This window comes from Mesorhizobium sp. (assembly GCF_004963255.1).
Classification (GTDB): Bacteria; Pseudomonadota; Alphaproteobacteria; order Rhizobiales; family Rhizobiaceae; genus Mesorhizobium.
In genome coordinates this window covers 191,698-209,263 of sequence record NZ_SUGA01000007.1, presented here as the reverse complement: position 1 = coordinate 209,263, position 17,566 = coordinate 191,698, and the positions used below count along the sequence as shown (strand labels likewise).

Sequence of the window (17,566 nt, the reverse complement as noted above, 5' to 3'; positions counted from 1 at the left end):
ATACTGCCTAAGCGCCCATCAGCTGCTTGACCTTCCGCATATCCTGCAAGAACCGCTCCCGCTCGGCCTCCTTGTCCTCCTGCTCCCGGATGCGCAGGATGAAGGACGGATGGATGGTCAGGAACACGCGCAAGCCATCCTCGCGCTCGACCACGTCGCCGCGCATCTTGGTGATCGGCACCGCCTTGCCGAGCAGCGACTGCGCCGCCGTCGCGCCGAGTGCCACCACGAGGTTGGGCTTGATCAGGTCGAGCTCCTTGTCCAGCCACCAGCGGCAGGCCTGGATCTCCCCGGCATTGGGCTTGGAGTGGATGCGCCTTTTGCCGCGCGGCTCGAATTTGAAGTGTTTCACCGCATTGGTCACATAGACCTTGCGGCGATCGATTGCGGCGTCGTCCAGGATGCTGTCGAACACCTTGCCCGCCGGCCCGACGAACGGTTTGCCGGCCAGGTCCTCCTGGTCGCCGGGCTGCTCGCCGACGAAGATCACATCGGCGTTCTCCGGTCCCTCGCCGAAGACGGTCTGCGTCGCGTCGCGCCAGAGCGGGCAGCGGCGGCAGCCTTTCGCCTCGTCGCGCAGCTCCGGAATATCGTCGGCCTCGGGCGCCACCACATCGGACGGCTCGGGCGTAGGCCAGTGCTTGGCTTTCACCTTGGCATGGTGCGGTGCTGGGCTGGTTGGCATCCGGGCGATCATGTCTGATGCGGCTTTATCCGCTCCTGCTATCAAATCTGGAATGAGCGAGGCCTCGGGAAGGTTCCGCCAATATTTCTTCGGCATCTCCTTCTGCATCGCCTTCACCTTGAGGCGGGCCGGGTTGAAGATGTTTTCGAAATAGGTCCGCCACAGCGCCTCGGCATCGTCTTCCGCCGGCGCGTCGCGCTTGGCCGCACCCGCCCCCATCGCCAGCCTCTCGCCGTCCCAGTCGGCCGAGGCATGCGGGGTCAGGATCGTCCAGCGCATCCCGGTGAACCGGCGCACGAAGAAATCGGCATTGCGCTCGACGATGTAATGGTCGGGCTCGAACCACGCGACATAGCGCTCCTCCGCGCCTTCGCCGATCTTCCGGAAACGCACGAAGGCGCGCATCTTATGGATGTCGCGGTGCACCGCCTTCTCCATAGTCTCCAGCCGCCGGATGTCGGGATCGGTCGCGATCGAAAGCAGCCTCGGCTCGGAACGCAACCGCCAGAGCAGCCGGTAGAGAAAGCCGAAGCGCTCGGGGTCATTGTGGCAGATGACCGTCTCGGCGCGCTCGATGAAGTCGCGCGGCACGACCAGTCGCGCATCGGCTTGCGCAGCCGGCAATTCGCTGGCGCCATCTTCGCGATCCGGTTCGACGTGCCACGCGACATCTTCCGGCGGAATATCGTTCGTCGCCAGCCGGCGCGCGGCATCGCGCCAGCCGGCAAAATCGGTCTGGCTTTCGAGCCGGACGACATGAGCGGCGAGGTTGAGCTGGGTTCTTGCCATGGTCAGAACAGGGAAAGCTGCTCGCAGGAGCGGGTGATCGCCTGGCGCAAGCCGGCCTTGTCGGTCAGCGCGCCCGGCGACCAGCCTTCCGCGACGATGAAGGGCCGCACCTTGGCGATCGAATGGCAGAGCCGGCCGACATCCTCCAGCCGCAGCCGGCGGTGGCGGCGTGTCTCGATGATCCTGTCGATGACCTTGGTGCCGAGCCCGGGAACGCGCAGCAGCGCCTCTCGCTCGGCGCGGTTGACGTCGACCGGGAATCGGCCCCGGTTGCGCAGCGCCCAGGCGAGCTTGGGATCGATGGCAAGGTCGAGCATCCCGTCATTGCTGCCGGCCAGGATTTCCGGCTGCGAGAAGCCGTAGAAGCGCATAAGCCAGTCGGCCTGATAGAGCCGGTGCTCGCGCATCAGCGGCGGCTTCTGCAAGGGCAGCGAAGATGATGAATCGGGGATCGGGCTGAAGGCAGAGTAATAAACGCGGCGCAGGTGGTAGCTGCCATAGAGCCGGGCGCTGGCGCGCAATATGCCATCGTCGGAGGTCTTGTCGGCGCCGACGATCATCTGCGTCGACTGGCCGCCCGGCGCGAAACGCTCGCGCCTGCGGCTCTGCAATGTCGGCTCGGCTTTCTCCTCGATCTTGCGGCGCAGCTTGGCCATCGAAAGCCGGATCGTTTCCGGCTTCTTTTCCGGCGCCAGTTTCTTGACGCCCTCATCTGTCGGCAGCTCGACATTGATCGACAAACGGTCGGCATAAAGCCCTGCCTTCTCGATCAGTTCGGCAGACGCTTCGGGGATGGTCTTGAGGTGTATGTAGCCGCCAAACTTTTCCTCGATCCGGAGCCTGCGTGCCACCTCGACCATCTCGCCCATCGTCTCGTCGGGCGAGCGAATGACGCCAGAGGACAGGAACAGCCCCTCGATATAGTTGCGCCGATAGAAATCCATGGTGAGCTTCACCACCTCATCGACGCTGAAGCGGGCGCGCCGTACATTCGAGGAGGAGCGGTTGATGCAATAGCTGCAGTCGTAGATGCAGAAATTGGTGAGCAGGATTTTCAACAGCGAGATGCACCGCCCGTCCGGCGCGTAGGAATGGCAGATGCCGGATCCCTCGGTCGAGCCAATGCCGCCCGATGTCAGCGAGTCGCGTTTTGCCGACCCTGAGGAGGCGCAGGAAGCATCGTATTTGGCGGCATCGGACAGGATCGCCAGTTTCTCGCGGACGGAAAGCACAGCCATTTGTTCATGATATGTTCCAGAAATGCAATTGGCTATAACTTTTGATTGTCCGCGGCAAAACGTGATCGCCGCGCGCTTGTCGGTCCGCCTTACACCTCGTGCAGATAAAGGTGATAGTCCAATTCGCTGACCGTGCGCGCGACGCGCAGATATTCGGCCTGCTTGATCGCCACGAAGGTCCGGTGCAGGTCTGGGCCGAGCGCCGATTTCAGGAAATCGGATCCCCTGGCCGCCTCGATCGCGGCGCGCCAGTCGGCCGGCATGGTCGATCTTTCGCTCGCCTGCTCGTAACCGTTCCCGGTGGTCTCTGGCCCCGGATCCAGCCCTTCGTCGAGCCCTTTGACGATGCCGGCCAGCACCGTCGCCGCCACCAGATAGGGATTGGCGTCGACGCCCGACGGCCGGTGCTCGATGCGGCGGTTCCTGGCATCGCCCGCCGGCACGCGCAGCGCTACCGAGCGGTTGTTGACGCCCCATGTCGGCGCCACCGGCGCGTAGGATTGCGAGACGAAGCGCCGCCATGAATTGGCGTGCGGCGCGAACACCAGCATCGATTCCGCCATGGTGTGGATCAGGCCGCCAAGCGCGTTGAGCAGCTTCGGTGACCATTTCTCGCCGGTGGCCTCGGTGAACACGTTGCGGCCGGCATCGTCCTGCAGCGAGACGTGGAAATGCATGCCGGAGCCGGCATAGGCCTCGATGGGCTTGGCCATAAAGCAGGCGGTGACGCCGTGCCGCCGCGCCTGCGCCCTGACCAGCCGCTTCAGCATGACGAGGTCGTCAGCCGCGCGCATCACGTCCTTGCGGTAGTTCAGCGTCAGCTCGTACTGGCCGGGCGCGTATTCGGAAATGACGGTCTCGGCCGGAATGCCTTGCGCCTTGGCCGCGGCGTAGATGTCGGAAAACAGCGGTTCCATGCCGTGCAGATGGTCGACCGAATAGACTTCGGTCTTCGCGGAACGGCGGCCATCGAGCACCGCGCGGGCGGGCTGCACCTTGCCGTCCGCGTCGCGGTCATTGGACAGTAGGAAAAATTCCAGCTCGAAGGCGCCGGCCGGATGCAGGCCGCGCGCCGCCAGCAATTCCACCTGCCTTGCCAACACCAGGCGCGGATCGGAGGTCATCGGTTGGCCATCGAGATGGTACATCGACATCAGCACCTGGCCGCGCGCCGGATTGGTGCCGTAGAGCGGAGCCAGCGTGGCCGGGATCGGCCATGCCCTGAGGTCGCCGTCGCCTGTATCCCACACCAGTCCGGTCTCGTGCACATCCTCGCCGGTGATGTCGAGGCCGAGGATCGAGATCGGCAGGTGCCGGCCATTCTCGAAAATGCCCAACAGCTCATGCCGGCGCACGATCTTGCCGCGACCGATGCCGTTGGCGTCGGTAAGCACGATGTCGAATGCCTCGATCTCGGGATGCGCGTCGAGAAAGGCCTTCGCCTCGGCGGGCGTCGAGCCGGAAGGGGACGTGGCAACGGCGTTCGGATTGTCCATGGCCGCTTTTCTCATGCCGTAAGCCTGGCCGCAACCGCGGCAAAGGCCGCGATCAGCCGGCTCACTTGCGCTGAAGTCGTCACCGGCGAGATCAGCATCATGTTGTGGAACGGCGCGATCAGCACGCCGCGATTGACCAGCGCGACATGGATGGCGGCTTCGAGCTCGGGCGCATGCGCCTTCTCGGCCTCGGCGCCATCATGCAGCGGTCCGGGCGCGCAGATGAACTCGACGCGCGCGCCGACCCGCGCGACATGCCAGGGCAGCTTGTTGCGCTGGATGACGGCGGTCAGCCCCGCATCGAGCCGGCGCGCCAGCCGGTCCATATGCGCATAGGCCTCCTCGGTCATCACCTCTTCTAGCGTCGCGCGCATTGCCGCGAACTGCAGCGGATTGGCCGACAGCGTCGTGCCCATGCCGGAATAGCCGGGCTCCTTCGCTCGGTTGTAGGCGGCGTAACGCGTGGCCACCTCCTCGCTCATCCCCCAGATGCTCGCTGGAACGCCGCCGGCCACCGGCTTGCCGAGCACGAACAGGTCTGGCTCCAGCCCGTACTTCTTTGTATAGCCGCCCGGGCCAGTGGAGATCGTGTGGGTCTCGTCGATCAGGAGCAGCGTGCCGGCCGCGCGGGTCAGCCGCCGCAGCGCGTCATGGAAGCCGGCATCCGGCAGCACCATGCAGGAATTGGTCAGCACCGGCTCTGTGATGACGCAGGCGACGTCGCGGTCCGCAAGCGCTGCTTCCAAGGCTGGGATGTCGTTGAACTCGACGATCTTCGTTGCGCGCGTCAAGTCGCGGAATTCGCCTGCCAATCCAGGCCGATTCACCGGCTTGCCATCGATCAGCCGCACCATCGTCTCATCGACCGAGCCGTGATAGCAGCCGTTGAAGACCAGGATCTTTTCGCGACCCGTCACGGCGCGGGCGACGCGCAGCGCGAAGCGGTTGGCGTCGGTGGCGGTGGTGGCGATCTGCCAATAGGGCAGGCCGAAGCGCTGCTGCAGAAGCGTACCGATCGCCAGCGCATCCTCGCTGGGCAGCATGTAGGTCAGGCCCCGAGCGGCCTGCCGCCGGATGGCGCGCGCGACTGCCGGTGGCGAATGGCCGAGCATCGAGCCGGTGTCGCCCAGGCAGAAATCGTCGAGCCTGTTGCCGTCGATATCGGTGATGGTGGCGCCTTTGGCGCCGTCGACCAGGATCGGGAACGGAGTCGGCCAGTCCGTCATCCAGTGCATCGGCACGCCGCCGAGGAAACCGGCGATGCCGTTGCCGAGCTTCGCCTCGGATTTCGGCCGCGCCTTGCGGAAGGCCGCCGCCTCCGCTTCACGCAATTCGGCGATGCGGGCGACGTCGATGCCGCCGATGGAAGTCCGGTCGATTGAATGCATGAGTCCCCCTCGGGCAGTAGGCAGTAGGGCAGTAGGGCAAGGCGTTCAATCGCGGTCTTTCCCTACTCCCTTACTGCCTTACTCCCCTACTCCCTTACGCAGTGATATCGATCACGCCGCAATCGCCGGCCGCACTTCCGAAGACGATGCGGCGCTCTTCCTTGTCCCACATCATGGCGGTGATGGCGCCCTTGCCGGGGCGGCGCAGCAGCACCTCCTTGGCGTCGGCGAAGCGCGCCGCGATCACCATGCCGTCTTCATAGCCGATGGCCACGACGTCCTGGCTCGGATGGCAGGCGACGCAGGTCACCATCGTGTTGCCGCGCGTGCCGAGCTCCAGGGGCGCCTTACCCATCGGCCCGTCCTTAGCTTGAAACGGCCAGACGATCGCCGCCGGCGCGCCCGAGCTCGCCAGCCATTTGCCCTTGACGCTCCAGGACAGGCTCTTCACCTTGCCGGGATAGCCTGACATGCGCATGTGCTTGCCGTCGGCGAGCTTCCAGCCATGCAGCGCGTTTTCCTGCATGGTGGTGACGAGGAAAGCGCCGTCCGGTGAAAAGGTGATGCCTGTATGGGCGCCGGCCCATTCGAGCTCCACCGGCTTGCCTTCGGCCGCCGGGAAATGCAGCGTCGCGCCGTTGTAGCGGGCGACGCCGAAACGCATGCCCTTGGGCGAGAAGGCTAGCCCTTCCACCGAGCGTGGATGCGCGAATTCCTTGATCTTGCCATCGGCGAAACGCACGAAGGCGGTCTTGCCGGAGGCGTAGGCGATGGCGCCCTGCGGACCGGCGGCGACGCTGGTGACCCACTTTTTGCCGGCGCCCGCCAGTTCGCTCACCTCGCCGCCGGCCTTCACGGCAAACACCTTGCCGTCCTCGCCGCCGGTGATCAGACGGTCGTTGGCCGCGTCATGAAAGGCGGCAAGCAGGCCGTCATTGGCCTGCACCGTCTTCTGCCCATTGTCGAGCCGATGGATCGCGCCGTCGGCCAGCGCGAAATGCGGCACGTCGTTCAGGAAGACGGCGGCGACGCAATGGCCTTCGAGATCAAGCGGGGCGACTGTGGGCATACGAATGGTCCATTCGGGCTTCTATGCACGAAGCCGGTGCGGCTAGGTGCGACCTTGCCTTCTCCCCTTGTGGGAGAAGGTGGATTGGCGCGCAGCGCCAAGACGGATGAGGGGTGTTGGACGGATCGCCGTCATCGCCAAGCTGGAGCACCCCTCATCCGACCTCGCTTCGCGAGGCCACCTTCTCCCACAAGGGGAGAAGGGAAGAACGGGCAGCGCTAGCGCCTGAAGGTCAGGAAATCAAGCCGCCTGGCAGGCTTCAAAACTCTTCTTGAGCCGCTCGGCGTCGAGATCGCGGCCGATGAAGACCAGCCGGCTCTCGTGCTTCTCGCCGTCCTTCCAGGCGCGCTGGTGGTCGCCCTCGAGGATCATGTGCACGCCCTGCAGCACATAGCGGTCCTCGTCGCCCTTGAGCGCGATGATGCCCTTCAGCCGCAGGATGTTCGGCCCTTCCATCTGGGTCACCTTCTCGATCCAGGGGAAGAACTTCTTCGGGTCCATCTCGCCGCCGCGCAGCGACACCGACTTCACCGTCACGTCATGGATGTCGGAAGCATGGTGGTGATGGTGATCGTGGCCGTCATGATGATGGTGGTCGTGGTCGCAGTCCGGGCCGCATTCATGGTCGTGATCGTGATCATGCGCCTCGAGGAAGTGCGGATCGTTCTCCAGCGCGCGCGACAGGTCGAAGGCGCCGCGGTCGAGCACTTCGTCGAGCGCCACGCCGGACCGCTGCGTACGATGGATCTTTGCCGCCGGGTTGATGGCGCGGATCGTCGCTTCGACCTTTTCGAGCTCTTCCGGCGTGACGAGATCGGTCTTGTTCAGCACCACCACGTCGGCAAAGGCGATCTGGTCCTCGGCCTCCTTGGAATCCTTCAAGCGCAGCGGCAGGTGCTTGGCGTCGACCAGCGCCACCACCGCGTCGAGCTTGGTCTTGGTGCGCACGTCGTCATCCATGAAGAAGGTCTGCGCCACCGGCACCGGGTCGGCGAGGCCGGTGGTCTCGACGACGATGGCATCGAAGCGGCCGGGCCGTTTCATCAGGCCCTCGACGACGCGGATCAGGTCGCCGCGCACCGTGCAGCACACGCAGCCATTGTTCATCTCGTAGATTTCCTCGTCGGACTCCACGATCAGGTCGTTGTCGATGCCGATCTCGCCGAACTCGTTGACGATGACGGCGTAGCGCTTGCCGTGGTTCTCCGACAGGATGCGGTTGAGCAGCGTCGTCTTGCCCGCGCCGAGATAGCCGGTGAGAACGGTTACGGGGATTTGCGTCTGTGCATCGCTCATGGCTTGCCTCGAAATCTTGGTCTCGAAAAATCTGGATTGTCGGCCTCATATAGGATGGGCGTCGCGCTTTTGCACGCGTCAAACCGATGGGCCAGGCGGACCCTCCTACGGGGATGGCGGCGAGGAGCGATTTGGTGGCGGTCGAGGCCGACCAAACGGGGAGCCGCGTGCGCTCCCAATGGCCGTTCCCCGTTGCCGCTGTAAATCTCAGCTCCTCAAAAGTCGTTTGTCATCTAACTGAAATAAACATCTGGCATCACCTGCGCGGGCACCGCAATGCTTGCCGGCAAAGCGTTCCGCAAGCCGGTTTCTTAGGGATCGTCATTTGCCAACCGCCGGACAGCCTCTATGCTGGCCGCGCCGGTTCGGCCGAAGAGGGAATGGCCATGGCCAAGGCGGACAAGACAGCGACAATGAGCCGGCTGCATTCGGCGGCGAGGCTCGCGCGCACCGCGCTGGCGGCGCGGCTTCTGGCGCATGGCTTTTATGCCGGCCAGGACCAGATCATGCTGGCGCTCGACCGCGAGGACGGCCAGACCCCCGGCAACCTCGCCGGCAAGCTCGGCGTGCGGCCGCCGACCATCACCAAGACCATCAACCGGCTGCAGGCGCAGGGTTTCCTCGAAAAGCGGGCCTCCAACGCAGATGCCCGCCAGGCCCATATCTTCCTCACCGAGTCCGGCCGCGAAACAATTCGCGCCATCGAAAAATCGGTCAAGAAGACCGAGAAACAGGCGCTGAGGGGCCTCGACAAGAAGGACCAGAAGGCGCTGTTCAAGCTGCTCGCCCGCATCGAGGCGAATTTGTCGAACGAAGATCTGGTCCTGATCGACGACGACGCGGAGATGGATGAGGCGTGAAAGCGCGACGCGCAGCGTCGTCGCTCAGGCGCGACGCGCAGCGTCGTCGCTCAGGCGCGAGACGTTCCCGTTAACGAGCGACGCGCAAGCGTCGTCTCGCGAGCGGGATGCCAAGCATCGTCGCGCAACCGTGGACCTGCATCGTGGGTTTAGAGGAAAGGGCGACGACGCTACGCGTCGCGCCTAAGCGCCATCATCGGGCGTCTCGCGGTTAGCGACGATGCTGCGCATCGCGCCTACGCGTCGCGCCTCACCAGCGCCGCCCAACGCCCTGGCGTCAAGCCGAACGCCTTCTTGAAATGCCGGTTGAAATGGCTTTGGTCGCTGAAGCCGGCGCCGGCGGCGATCTCCGCCAGCGGTTCTCCCTCGGCGATCATGCGCCGCGCCTTTTGCAGCCGGCGCATCAACAGGAAGCGATGCGGGCTGGTTGAATAGGTCGCGCGAAAATGCCGTGATAATTGATAGCGGTCGAGGCCGGTAATAGCCTCGAGCTCATCGGAGCGCACCGGCCGTTCGGCATTCTCCGCAAGATAGTCGCGCGCAAGTGTCGCCGCGCGCCACGCGGTCTTGCCCGTCGATTTTGCCGGCTTTCCGGCGTAGCGCCTCAGATGCTGCGCCAGTTGCGCGACGAAATCCGCCACGAACAGGTCGCCAAGTTCTTCGTTCAGCGGCGCCAGCGCCGAGAGCAGCGTGTCTCGCAGCGCTGGATCGCTTACCACGGCGTCAGGCACGAAAGGCAGCGGCTCGCCTTCGAGGCAGTCGAGCAGCAGGGACGGCTCCAGATAGAGGATCCGGTAGCGCAGACCGTCTTCCGTGCCGGCGCCGCCATCATGCAACTCGTCCGGATGCAGCACGATCGCCTGGCCGGGCAGGCTGTGTTGCAGCGCGCCGCGATAATGAAAGCGCTGCACGCCGTGCAATGTCACGCCGATCGCATAGGTGTCGTGCCGGTGCGGCTCGAAGGCATTGCCGTGGAAACGCGCCTCGATGCGTTCGAGGCCCAGCCCGCCCGGCGCCGAAACGATGCGATCGCCATTGGCCGCGTCCGCGCACGAACGTTCAAGACCTTGCTTCGCCTCTGCGCCTAGAGCCTGCGCCATCGCCCTGTTCCGCCCGTCACGGGCCATCCCGGAGTCTCAATCTTGGTGTTCGATACGAAAATTGCAATTGTTCTCAGAGAGGATCTGCCGGTCTGGCAGAAGCTCAACGTCACCGCCTTCCTCACCAGCGGCATCGTCGCGCAGTTCCCCGAGATCATCGGCGAGCCGTATCGCGACCGCGCCGGCAATCTCTACAATCCGATGTCCATCCAGCCGGTCATCGTCCTGTCGGCCGACGCGGCGACGCTGGGCACCATCCATCGCCGGGCGCTAGAGCGCGGCGTGACGGCGTCCGCCTATGTCGAGGAGATGTTTTCGACCGGCCATGATGCCGCCAATCGCGCTGTCTTCGCCGAATTCGCGCCGGACGACGCCAAGATCGTCGGCATCGCTCTGCGTGGCGAGAAGAAGCTCGTCGACAAGATCACCAAGGGCGCCCGCATGCATGCTTGAGTGCAGCCGCGTTGTTGCAGTGGCCGCTTTTGGTCCGGCCACACCGGACAATTGGCTTGCCGGCGAGCTTTGATTGCCGCAAAGGTGGGACCTCCGCCTTTGCTTCCCTTCGGCCTGAATTTGTCTGTTTCCCGAACTCAAGACGACAGCGCAACGCCGCCCGCGGCGATGCTTTTGATGCTTTGCGTCTATGTCTGCTTCACATTTCTCGACACATCCAGCAAATATCTGGTGCTGGCCGGCGTATCGGCACTGATCGTCGCCTGGGCCCGCTTCACCGTCCATGTCTTGCTCGTCGGCGTCTTCCTGCGCGGCTGGCGCGAGCCGGCGCGCTTTCGCGCCAACAACCTGCCCGCGCATATATTGCGCGGCTGCATGCTTTTCGGCTCGACCATGTTCAACATCCTGGCGCTTAAGACGTTGCAGCTGGCCGAGACGACATCGATCTATTTCTTCGGCCCGATGGTCATCACCGCCCTTGCCGGCCCGCTGCTTGGCGAATGGGCCGGCTGGCGGCGCTGGCTGGCGATCCTCACCGGCTTTGTCGGTGTCCTGATCATCACCCGGCCCGGCGTCGGCGTGTTCGGCATCGGCCACCTCTTCGCGCTGGGCTCGATGCTGTCGAACTCCTTCTATGTCATCATGACGCGGCGCATGTCTTCGACCGAAACATCCGAGAGCTTGATATTGTTCTCGGCGCTGGCGCCTTCGGTGCTGCTGGCCCCGATGCTTGCCTTTGCGCCCGCGCTGCCGCATGGCGGCTTTCAATGGTTCGTCGTCCTGATGCTGGGCGTCTTCGGCGCCGGCGGCCACTATCTGCTGGTCCGGGCCTATCGCCTGGCGACCACCACGCAGCTGGCGCCTTTCCCCTATTCGCAGATGGTGTGGATGATCATCTCAGGCTGGCTGATCTTCCACCAGTTCCCGGACCGCTGGACCTTATTGGGGGCTGCCATCATCGTTGCCAGTGGCCTCTACATCATCCACCGCGAGCACCGGCTTCGCGTGCGCAACCCTGCCTCGCTCGACACTGAAGCCGAGGCGCTGGCGAAAAAACTTTGATTTGCTCCGAGTCCGGTGGCATAACGCCGTTTTAAAAAATTTAAAGACGTAGATCGGAAGACCCTGGGGAGCGAAGGGCGCTGGCACAGAAGATCAAGCTTTCGACGATCGCGGATGCGCTCGGCGTCTCCACGGCAACGGTATCGCTGGCGCTGCGCGACAGCCCGCTGGTGGCTGGAGCCACGCGGGAGCGCATCAAGGAACATGCGCGCGCCATCGGCTATATCTACAACCGCCGCGCCGCCTCACTGCGCACCTCGCGCTCCGGCATCGTCGGAGTCGTCGTGCACGACATCATGAACCCGTTCTTCGCCGAGATCCTGCGTTCGATCGAAAGCGAGCTCGACCGCAGCCGCCAGACCTTCATCCTGTCCAATCACTACGACCAGCTGGAAAAGCAGCGCACCTTCATCGACACGCTGCTGCAGCTCGGCGCCGACGGCGTGATCATGTCGCCGGCCATAGGCACGCCGGCCGAGGACATCATCATGGCCGAGGAAAACGGCCTGCCGGCGGTGCTGATCGCGCGCAGCGTCGCCGGCGCCGACGTGCCGGTGTTCCGCGGCGACGATGCCTATGGCACCGCACTTGCCACCAATCATCTGATCTCGCTCGGCCATAAGCGCATCGCCATGGTCGGCGGCACCGACCAGACCTCGACCGGCCGCGACCGTTACCAGGGCTATCTCAACGCGATGGAGGCGGCCGGCCTGGAGGTGAAGCCGTCCTGGCGCATTCCCGGCCCTCGAACCAAGCAGGCCGGCTTCGAAGCTGCGGGGCAGTTTCTGGCGCTGAAGGACAAGCCCACCGCCGCCTGCTGCTGGAACGATCTGGTCGCCATCGGGTTGATGAACGGCATCGCGCGGGCCGGCCTCGTGCCGGGAGTCGATATCTCGGTCACCGGCTATGACGATCTCGAGGAGGCGGCAATCGCAACGCCGGCCCTGACCACGGTCTGGAACGGCCAGCGCGAGGTCGGCCGCCGCGCCGCGAGCGCCTTGCTCGACAAATTGAACGGGCAGGCGGTGCGGCCATCGCAGGAACTGATCAAGCCGGAACTGCATGTGCGGCAGTCGACCGGCAAGCCGGTGGAGCGTGCATGACCATTGCAGAAGGAAAATTGCCGGTTGCCATTCTGGTGCCTGGCGATTTCAACGACCATGCCGTCAGCCGCATAGACAAGGCGTTCAAGCTTGTGCGCATCGAACGCGCCGACCCTTCGCTGGTCACGGAAGAGATGCGCGCCACTGTGCGCGGCATCGCCTCCTATGCGGGCATCAACGCGGCGATGATCGACGCGCTGCCCAACCTTGAGATCATCGCCAGTTTCGGCGTCGGCTATGATTCGGTCGATGCCAATCACGCGGCCAAGCGCGGCGTCATGGTCACCAACACGCCCGACGTTTTGACCGAGGAGGTCGCCGACACCGCCATCGGCCTGTTGATCAACACCGTGCGCGAGCTCTACGCCGCCGAGAAGTGGCTGCGCGACGGCGACTGGGTGAAGAAGGGTAATTATCGCCTGAGCCGGCTTACCTTGCGCGGCCGCAGCGTCGGCATTTTCGGCATGGGCCGCATCGGCCGCGCCGTCGCCCGCCGCCTTGAAGCCTTCGGCCTGCCGATCGCCTACCACAATCGCCGCAAGGTGGAAGGCCTGGCTTACGACTATCATGCCACTTTGAAAGGCCTTGCCGAGGCCGTCGACACGCTGATCTGCATTGCTCCGGGGGGCGCCTCCACGGAGAAGGCGATCAATGCCGAAATCTTGTCGGCGCTGGGTTCGAACGGCGTCTTCGTCAATATCGGCCGCGGCTCGGCGGTGGACGAGACAGCACTGGCGGCCGCCCTGAAGAGCGGTACCATCGCCGCCGCGGGGCTCGACGTCTTTGGCGACGAACCGAACGTGCCGCGGGCCCTGCTCGAGGCCGCCAATGCCTCGCTTCTGCCGCATGTCGGCTCGGCGTCCGTCCACACCCGCCGCGCCATGGCGGATCTTTGCGTCGACAATCTCGTCGCCTGGTTCACCGAGCGCCGGCCGCTGACGCCGGTGCCGGAGACGATCAACGTCAAGGCGCGCGGGTAGAGCAATTCCAGGAAAGTCTGAGAGGGCTTTTGCAGCCTATGGAACGTTCAACCGTTCCGGGCGCTTCGCCACATTTGTTAATGCTTTAGCAGGCCCATTAACTCCCGCTTAACGCTTTGAAATCATTTTCCATACTTGATCGTGTGTGGAGAAACGGCGTGAAGCTGGTTGCCGGGTTGGTTGTATCGGGTGCGTTGTTCGGAGGCGCGCATGTCCTGTATGACGGCCAAGGTCCGAGCACGGCTGTCGAGACGGTCTACTCCAGCACCTATCGATTGACGGCCAATGGCGACGAAGCTGCCTGCGCCGTGCAGCGGGGCGCCGCCGTCTCGGACGGCCTGTCGCGACTCAAGATCGCCCCGGATTGCCGCCAGCTGATGCCCGGCATCGAGCGGGCAAAATTCTGGCGCGAGCAGGCGGACGGCTCGGTCGCCTTCAGCGAGAACGGCATCGATCCGATCGTCACTTTCGGCATTGCCGATGGCGATGGCTACGAATCCTACGCGCCGTCCGCGCCGCTGCTGGCTTTGGACAACGACAGCAGCAACTGAACTCAAGCCATTCCAGGGAACAGCGGATTATTCCGCCGCGGCGCGCACGCCCGTCTTTGCCGCCGCGTGCAGCCGCACGGCATCGCCGAAGGCCTTGAAGATCTTGGCGGAATTGCTGTCCGACTTCACCCAGTATTCGGGGTGCCACTGCACGCCGACCGCGAAGGCGCGGGCGTCCTTGACGGAAACCGCTTCGATCGTGCCGTCGGTGGCCAAAGCCTCGATTTGCAGTTTCGAGCCGAGCCGCTCGATCCCCTGCCGATGCAGGGAGTTGACCTTGATGTCGCCGGCGCCGAACACCCCGGCAAGGCAGCTGCCTGGCTTGATCGAGATCGTCTGATGGATGGCGAAGCGCTCGTCCTGATTGTCGCTCACCGGCGCGCGATGGTCGAGCGAGCCTTCGCGCTCCTGGATCTCGGTGCCCAGCGAGCCGCCCAGCGCTACGTTCAGTTCCTGGATGCCGCGGCAGATGGCAAGCACCGGCACGCCGCGCTCGAGCGCCTTGCGGATCAGCGGCAGCGTCGTGGCATCGCGCGCCTGATCGTAGGGACCGTTGGCTTCGCTCGGGTCGCCGTCATAAAGCGAGGGATGCACATTGGATTTCGAACCCGTCAGCATGACGCCGTCGACCGCCGACAGCAATTCGTCGAGGTCGAGCCGGTCGCCGAAGGACGGCACCAGCAGCGGGAACACGCCGGCGCCGGCCACAGCCGCTTCCAGATACTGCTGGGGCGCGGCGTGCCAGGTGTAGTTGTCGAACTGGCGGACGTCGGTTGAGACGGCGACGAGCGGTTGCTGCATTTTGAGTTTGGTTTCCATCAGGCCAAGGAATTGTTCTGCCTACAAAATAAGCGATCCGACGCGGCTTTTCCATGGCAAGTTTAGCCGCCTCGCATGGGCCAGGGAAGTGAGCGTTAGACTATAGTTGCAGATGGCGGCCGAATGGCCGCTAGCTGGGTCGCGACGCTGGACTCGACTTCTTGCCCGTGTATGGTTCTCCACAACCGGTCCGGACACCGAAAATGTCCCGGCATCGGTCAGCTGATCCGCAAGGGAGGAAACTTAATGGATCGTCGTTCATTCATCCGCAAGGCCGGTGCGTCCGGCGTGGGCGCCGCGGCAGCGGCCGCGACGCTCGCCACGCCGGCCATCGCCCAGTCCAACCCGAAAGTGACTTGGCGGCTTGCGTCGTCCTTCCCCAAATCGCTCGACACGATCTATGGCGGCGCCGAGGTCTTCTCGAAAATGCTGTCGGAAGCGACCGATGGCAATTTCCAGGTCCAGGTCTTCGCCTCGGGCGAGCTGGTGCCCGGTCTCCAGGCGGCGGACGCCACCGCAGCCGGCACGGTCGAAGCCTGTCATACGGTGGCATACTATTACTGGGGCAAGGATCCCACCTGGGCGCTGGGCGCGGCCGTGCCGTTCTCGCTCAATGCGCGCGGCATGAATGCCTGGCACTACCATGGCGGCGGCATCGACCTGTTCAACGAGTTTCTGGCCACGCAGGGCCTTTTCGGTCTGCCGGGCGGCAACACCGGCGTGCAGATGGGCGGCTGGTTCCGCAAGCAGATCAACACGGTCGCCGACCTGTCCGGCCTGAAGATGCGCATCGGCGGTTTTGCCGGCAAGGTCGTGCAGAAGCTCGGAGTCGTGCCGCAGCAGATCGCCGGCGGCGACATCTACCCGGCGCTGGAAAAGGGCACGATCGATGCGGCCGAATGGGTCGGCCCCTATGACGACGAGAAGCTCGGCTTCTACAAGGTCGCGCCCTATTACTACTATCCCGGCTGGTGGGAAGGCGGCCCGACCGTGCACCTGCTCTTCAACAAGGCCAAATACGAAGAGCTTTCGCCGGCCTACAAGTCGCTGGTGCACACCGCCGCCCAGGCGGCGGACGCCAACATGCTGCAGAAATACGACTTCCTCAATCCGGCGGCGGTGAAGCGGCTGGTGGCCGGCGGCGCCAAGCTGGCGCCTTTCAGCCAGGAGATCCTGGCGGCCTGCTTCGAAAAGGCCAACGAAGTCTATGCCGAAATGGAAGCCAACAACGCGCCGTTCAAGAAGATCTGGGAATCGATCAAGGGCTTCCGCAAGGAGCACTATCTCTGGGCCCAGGTCGCCGAATACAATTACGACACCTTCATGATGGTGCAGCAGCGCAACGGCAAGCTGTAGGCCGGGCCTTACCTTCTCCCCTTGTGGGGTCCGAAGGACGGGGCGAGACGCGTGGCTCGCCCCCGGGCGGTGGATCGGCGCGCAGCGCCGAGACGGAAGAGGGGTGTTGGACGGATCGCCGTCCGCGCCAAGCTGGAGCACCCCTCATCCGTCGCCTTCGGCGACACCTTCTCCCACAAGGGGAGAAGGGAGAACCGCGTCTTAGCCTCGTCCCGGCACCGCCAGCACCTTGACCTCGCCCGGCGCCGGCGGATTGGCGATGACGTCCGGCGCCTCCTCCAGGCTGACCTGCCTTGAGATCAGCCTATCGATCTCGATCGCCCCGGAGGCAATCAACTGCGCCGCCCGGCCATGCGTGAACGGGTTGAGGAAGGAGCCGAGCACCTTCAATTCGCGAAACAAAAGATCGAACGGCTCGATCTCCACCTTCATGCCTTGCGGCACCACGCCGACGATCACGACCGTGCCGCCGGCCCTGGCTATCCGCATCGACTGTTCGACCGTGTCGCGCACGCCGGCGCATTCCAGCACCACGTCGACGCCGCCGGGCGCCAGGCCATTCGGGCCGGCGATGGCTGCGACCGGATCGCCGTCGCTTGGATCGACCGTTGCCGTCGCGCCGAGCTCCTCGGCAAGCGCGCGGCGCGAGGCCTGCCTGGTCGACAGGATGATGGTCGCAGCACCGGCGAGCTTCGCCAGTTGCACGACGAGCAGGCCGATGACGCCGCCGCCGAGCACCACGACCGACCCGCCCGGCCGGATCGCTGCCAGGTCGACGCCGTGCAGGCAGCAGGCCAGCGGCTCGCAAAAGGCGCCATGCGTCGGTCTTAGGTTCGGGGGTAGCCGGAACGCCTGCCTGTGCGGCATCAGCACATAGTCGGCGAAGCCGCCGTCGCGATGGATGCCGATGGCGCTGAGATTGCTGCACAGGTTGACGCGGCCGGCATGGCAGTGAGCGCAGCGCCCGCAGGCGATGTTGGGATCTCCGGTGACCCGATCGCCGACGGCAATGCCGGACACTGCCACGCCGACGGCTTCCACGATGCCGGCGAATTCATGGCCGAGCGTCACCGGCGGCGTGCAGGGGAACTCGCCGTGGAAAAGGTGCCGGTCGGTGCCGCAGACGCCGCAGGCCTCGATGCGCACGAGAACATCCTCGGGTCCGGGAACGGGCTTGGGAATCTCGCGCAACCCGATCTTGCCTACCGCTTCCAACCGCACGGCTCTCATGGTCCACCTCAGAGCAATTTCAGGAAAAGTGTGAAGCGGTTTTCCGTCCGAAATTGCGTCAAAACAAAGAGATAGGACATTTCGGCGTTTC

At 64.5% G+C, this 17,566-nt stretch carries 16 protein-coding genes; 7 read left to right on the top strand and 9 right to left on the bottom strand.

Annotation, left to right across the window (positions count from 1 at the left end; translation table 11 throughout):
- Positions 1–7 precede the first annotated feature (7 nt).
- From E5X34_RS11255 to E5X34_RS11230, 6 genes are all read right to left on the bottom strand, one after another.
- Positions 8–1,474 (bottom strand): UdgX family uracil-DNA binding protein, encoded by a 1,467-nt coding sequence (locus tag E5X34_RS11255; RefSeq protein WP_292564156.1) that lies wholly within the window; start codon positions 1,472–1,474, stop codon positions 8–10.
- A gap of 2 nt (positions 1,475–1,476) precedes the next feature.
- Entirely contained in the window at positions 1,477–2,712 is a 1,236-nt protein-coding gene (locus E5X34_RS11250) for a putative DNA modification/repair radical SAM protein (protein WP_292564153.1), read from the bottom strand.
- A gap of 89 nt (positions 2,713–2,801) precedes the next feature.
- Complete coding sequence (locus tag E5X34_RS11245; protein ID WP_292564191.1) at positions 2,802–4,208, bottom strand: glutamine synthetase family protein; 1,407 nt, start codon at positions 4,206–4,208, stop codon at positions 2,802–2,804.
- 11 nt (positions 4,209–4,219) lie between these two features.
- Complete coding sequence (locus E5X34_RS11240; protein ID WP_292564150.1) at positions 4,220–5,596, bottom strand: aspartate aminotransferase family protein; 1,377 nt, start codon at positions 5,594–5,596, stop codon at positions 4,220–4,222.
- Between the two features lie 94 nt (positions 5,597–5,690).
- Complete coding sequence (locus tag E5X34_RS11235; RefSeq protein WP_292564147.1) at positions 5,691–6,665, bottom strand: WD40 repeat domain-containing protein; 975 nt, start codon at positions 6,663–6,665, stop codon at positions 5,691–5,693.
- Between the two features lie 240 nt (positions 6,666–6,905).
- Positions 6,906–7,961 carry a GTP-binding protein gene (locus tag E5X34_RS11230; protein WP_292564145.1) on the bottom strand — a complete coding sequence of 352 codons (1,056 nt, stop codon included), beginning with the start codon at positions 7,959–7,961 and terminating at the stop codon, positions 6,906–6,908.
- 386 nt (positions 7,962–8,347) lie between these two features.
- Here E5X34_RS11230 and E5X34_RS11225 point away from each other — a divergent pair, with 386 nt between their 5' ends.
- Positions 8,348–8,821: a MarR family transcriptional regulator gene (locus E5X34_RS11225; protein WP_042645190.1), complete on the top strand. Its 474-nt coding sequence runs from the start codon at positions 8,348–8,350 to the stop codon at positions 8,819–8,821.
- Positions 8,822–9,057: 236 nt separating this feature from the next.
- On the opposite strand, the gene E5X34_RS11220 is transcribed toward E5X34_RS11225, so the two are convergent.
- On the bottom strand, positions 9,058–9,921 hold the full coding sequence (locus tag E5X34_RS11220) for an AraC family transcriptional regulator (protein ID WP_292564144.1): 864 nt from the start codon (positions 9,919–9,921) through the stop codon (positions 9,058–9,060).
- 45 nt (positions 9,922–9,966) lie between these two features.
- On the opposite strand from E5X34_RS11220, the gene E5X34_RS11215 reads away from it, so the two are divergent.
- From E5X34_RS11215 to E5X34_RS11195, 5 genes are all read left to right on the top strand, one after another.
- A complete protein-coding gene (locus E5X34_RS11215) occupies positions 9,967–10,374 on the top strand; it encodes a DUF2000 family protein (RefSeq protein ID WP_292564142.1) in 408 nt (135 codons plus the stop codon).
- Positions 10,375–10,551: 177 nt separating this feature from the next.
- Complete coding sequence (locus E5X34_RS11210; RefSeq protein ID WP_292564140.1) at positions 10,552–11,436, top strand: DMT family transporter; 885 nt, start codon at positions 10,552–10,554, stop codon at positions 11,434–11,436.
- A gap of 80 nt (positions 11,437–11,516) precedes the next feature.
- The gene (locus E5X34_RS11205) at positions 11,517–12,539 is read left to right on the top strand and encodes a LacI family DNA-binding transcriptional regulator (protein ID WP_042645188.1); all 1,023 of its coding nucleotides are present in this window, start codon (positions 11,517–11,519) and stop codon (positions 12,537–12,539) included.
- A complete protein-coding gene (locus E5X34_RS11200) occupies positions 12,536–13,519 on the top strand; it encodes a 2-hydroxyacid dehydrogenase (RefSeq protein ID WP_292564138.1) in 984 nt (327 codons plus the stop codon). Before E5X34_RS11205 ends, E5X34_RS11200 begins: the two co-directional genes overlap by 4 nt.
- A gap of 158 nt (positions 13,520–13,677) precedes the next feature.
- Positions 13,678–14,070: a hypothetical protein gene (locus E5X34_RS11195; protein WP_292564136.1), complete on the top strand. Its 393-nt coding sequence runs from the start codon at positions 13,678–13,680 to the stop codon at positions 14,068–14,070.
- A 27-nt stretch (positions 14,071–14,097) separates the two neighbouring features.
- Here the strand turns inward: E5X34_RS11195 and E5X34_RS11190 are convergent, their stop codons facing one another.
- Positions 14,098–14,871 (bottom strand): gamma-glutamyl-gamma-aminobutyrate hydrolase family protein, encoded by a 774-nt coding sequence (locus tag E5X34_RS11190; RefSeq protein WP_292564134.1) that lies wholly within the window; start codon positions 14,869–14,871, stop codon positions 14,098–14,100.
- Positions 14,872–15,135: 264 nt separating this feature from the next.
- Here E5X34_RS11190 and E5X34_RS11185 point away from each other — a divergent pair, with 264 nt between their 5' ends.
- On the top strand, positions 15,136–16,245 hold the full coding sequence (locus tag E5X34_RS11185) for a TRAP transporter substrate-binding protein (RefSeq protein WP_292564133.1): 1,110 nt from the start codon (positions 15,136–15,138) through the stop codon (positions 16,243–16,245).
- 201 nt (positions 16,246–16,446) lie between these two features.
- Here the strand turns inward: E5X34_RS11185 and E5X34_RS11180 are convergent, their stop codons facing one another.
- Entirely contained in the window at positions 16,447–17,475 is a 1,029-nt protein-coding gene (locus tag E5X34_RS11180) for a zinc-dependent alcohol dehydrogenase family protein (protein WP_292564131.1), read from the bottom strand.
- Between the last annotated feature and the right edge of the window lie 91 nt (positions 17,476–17,566).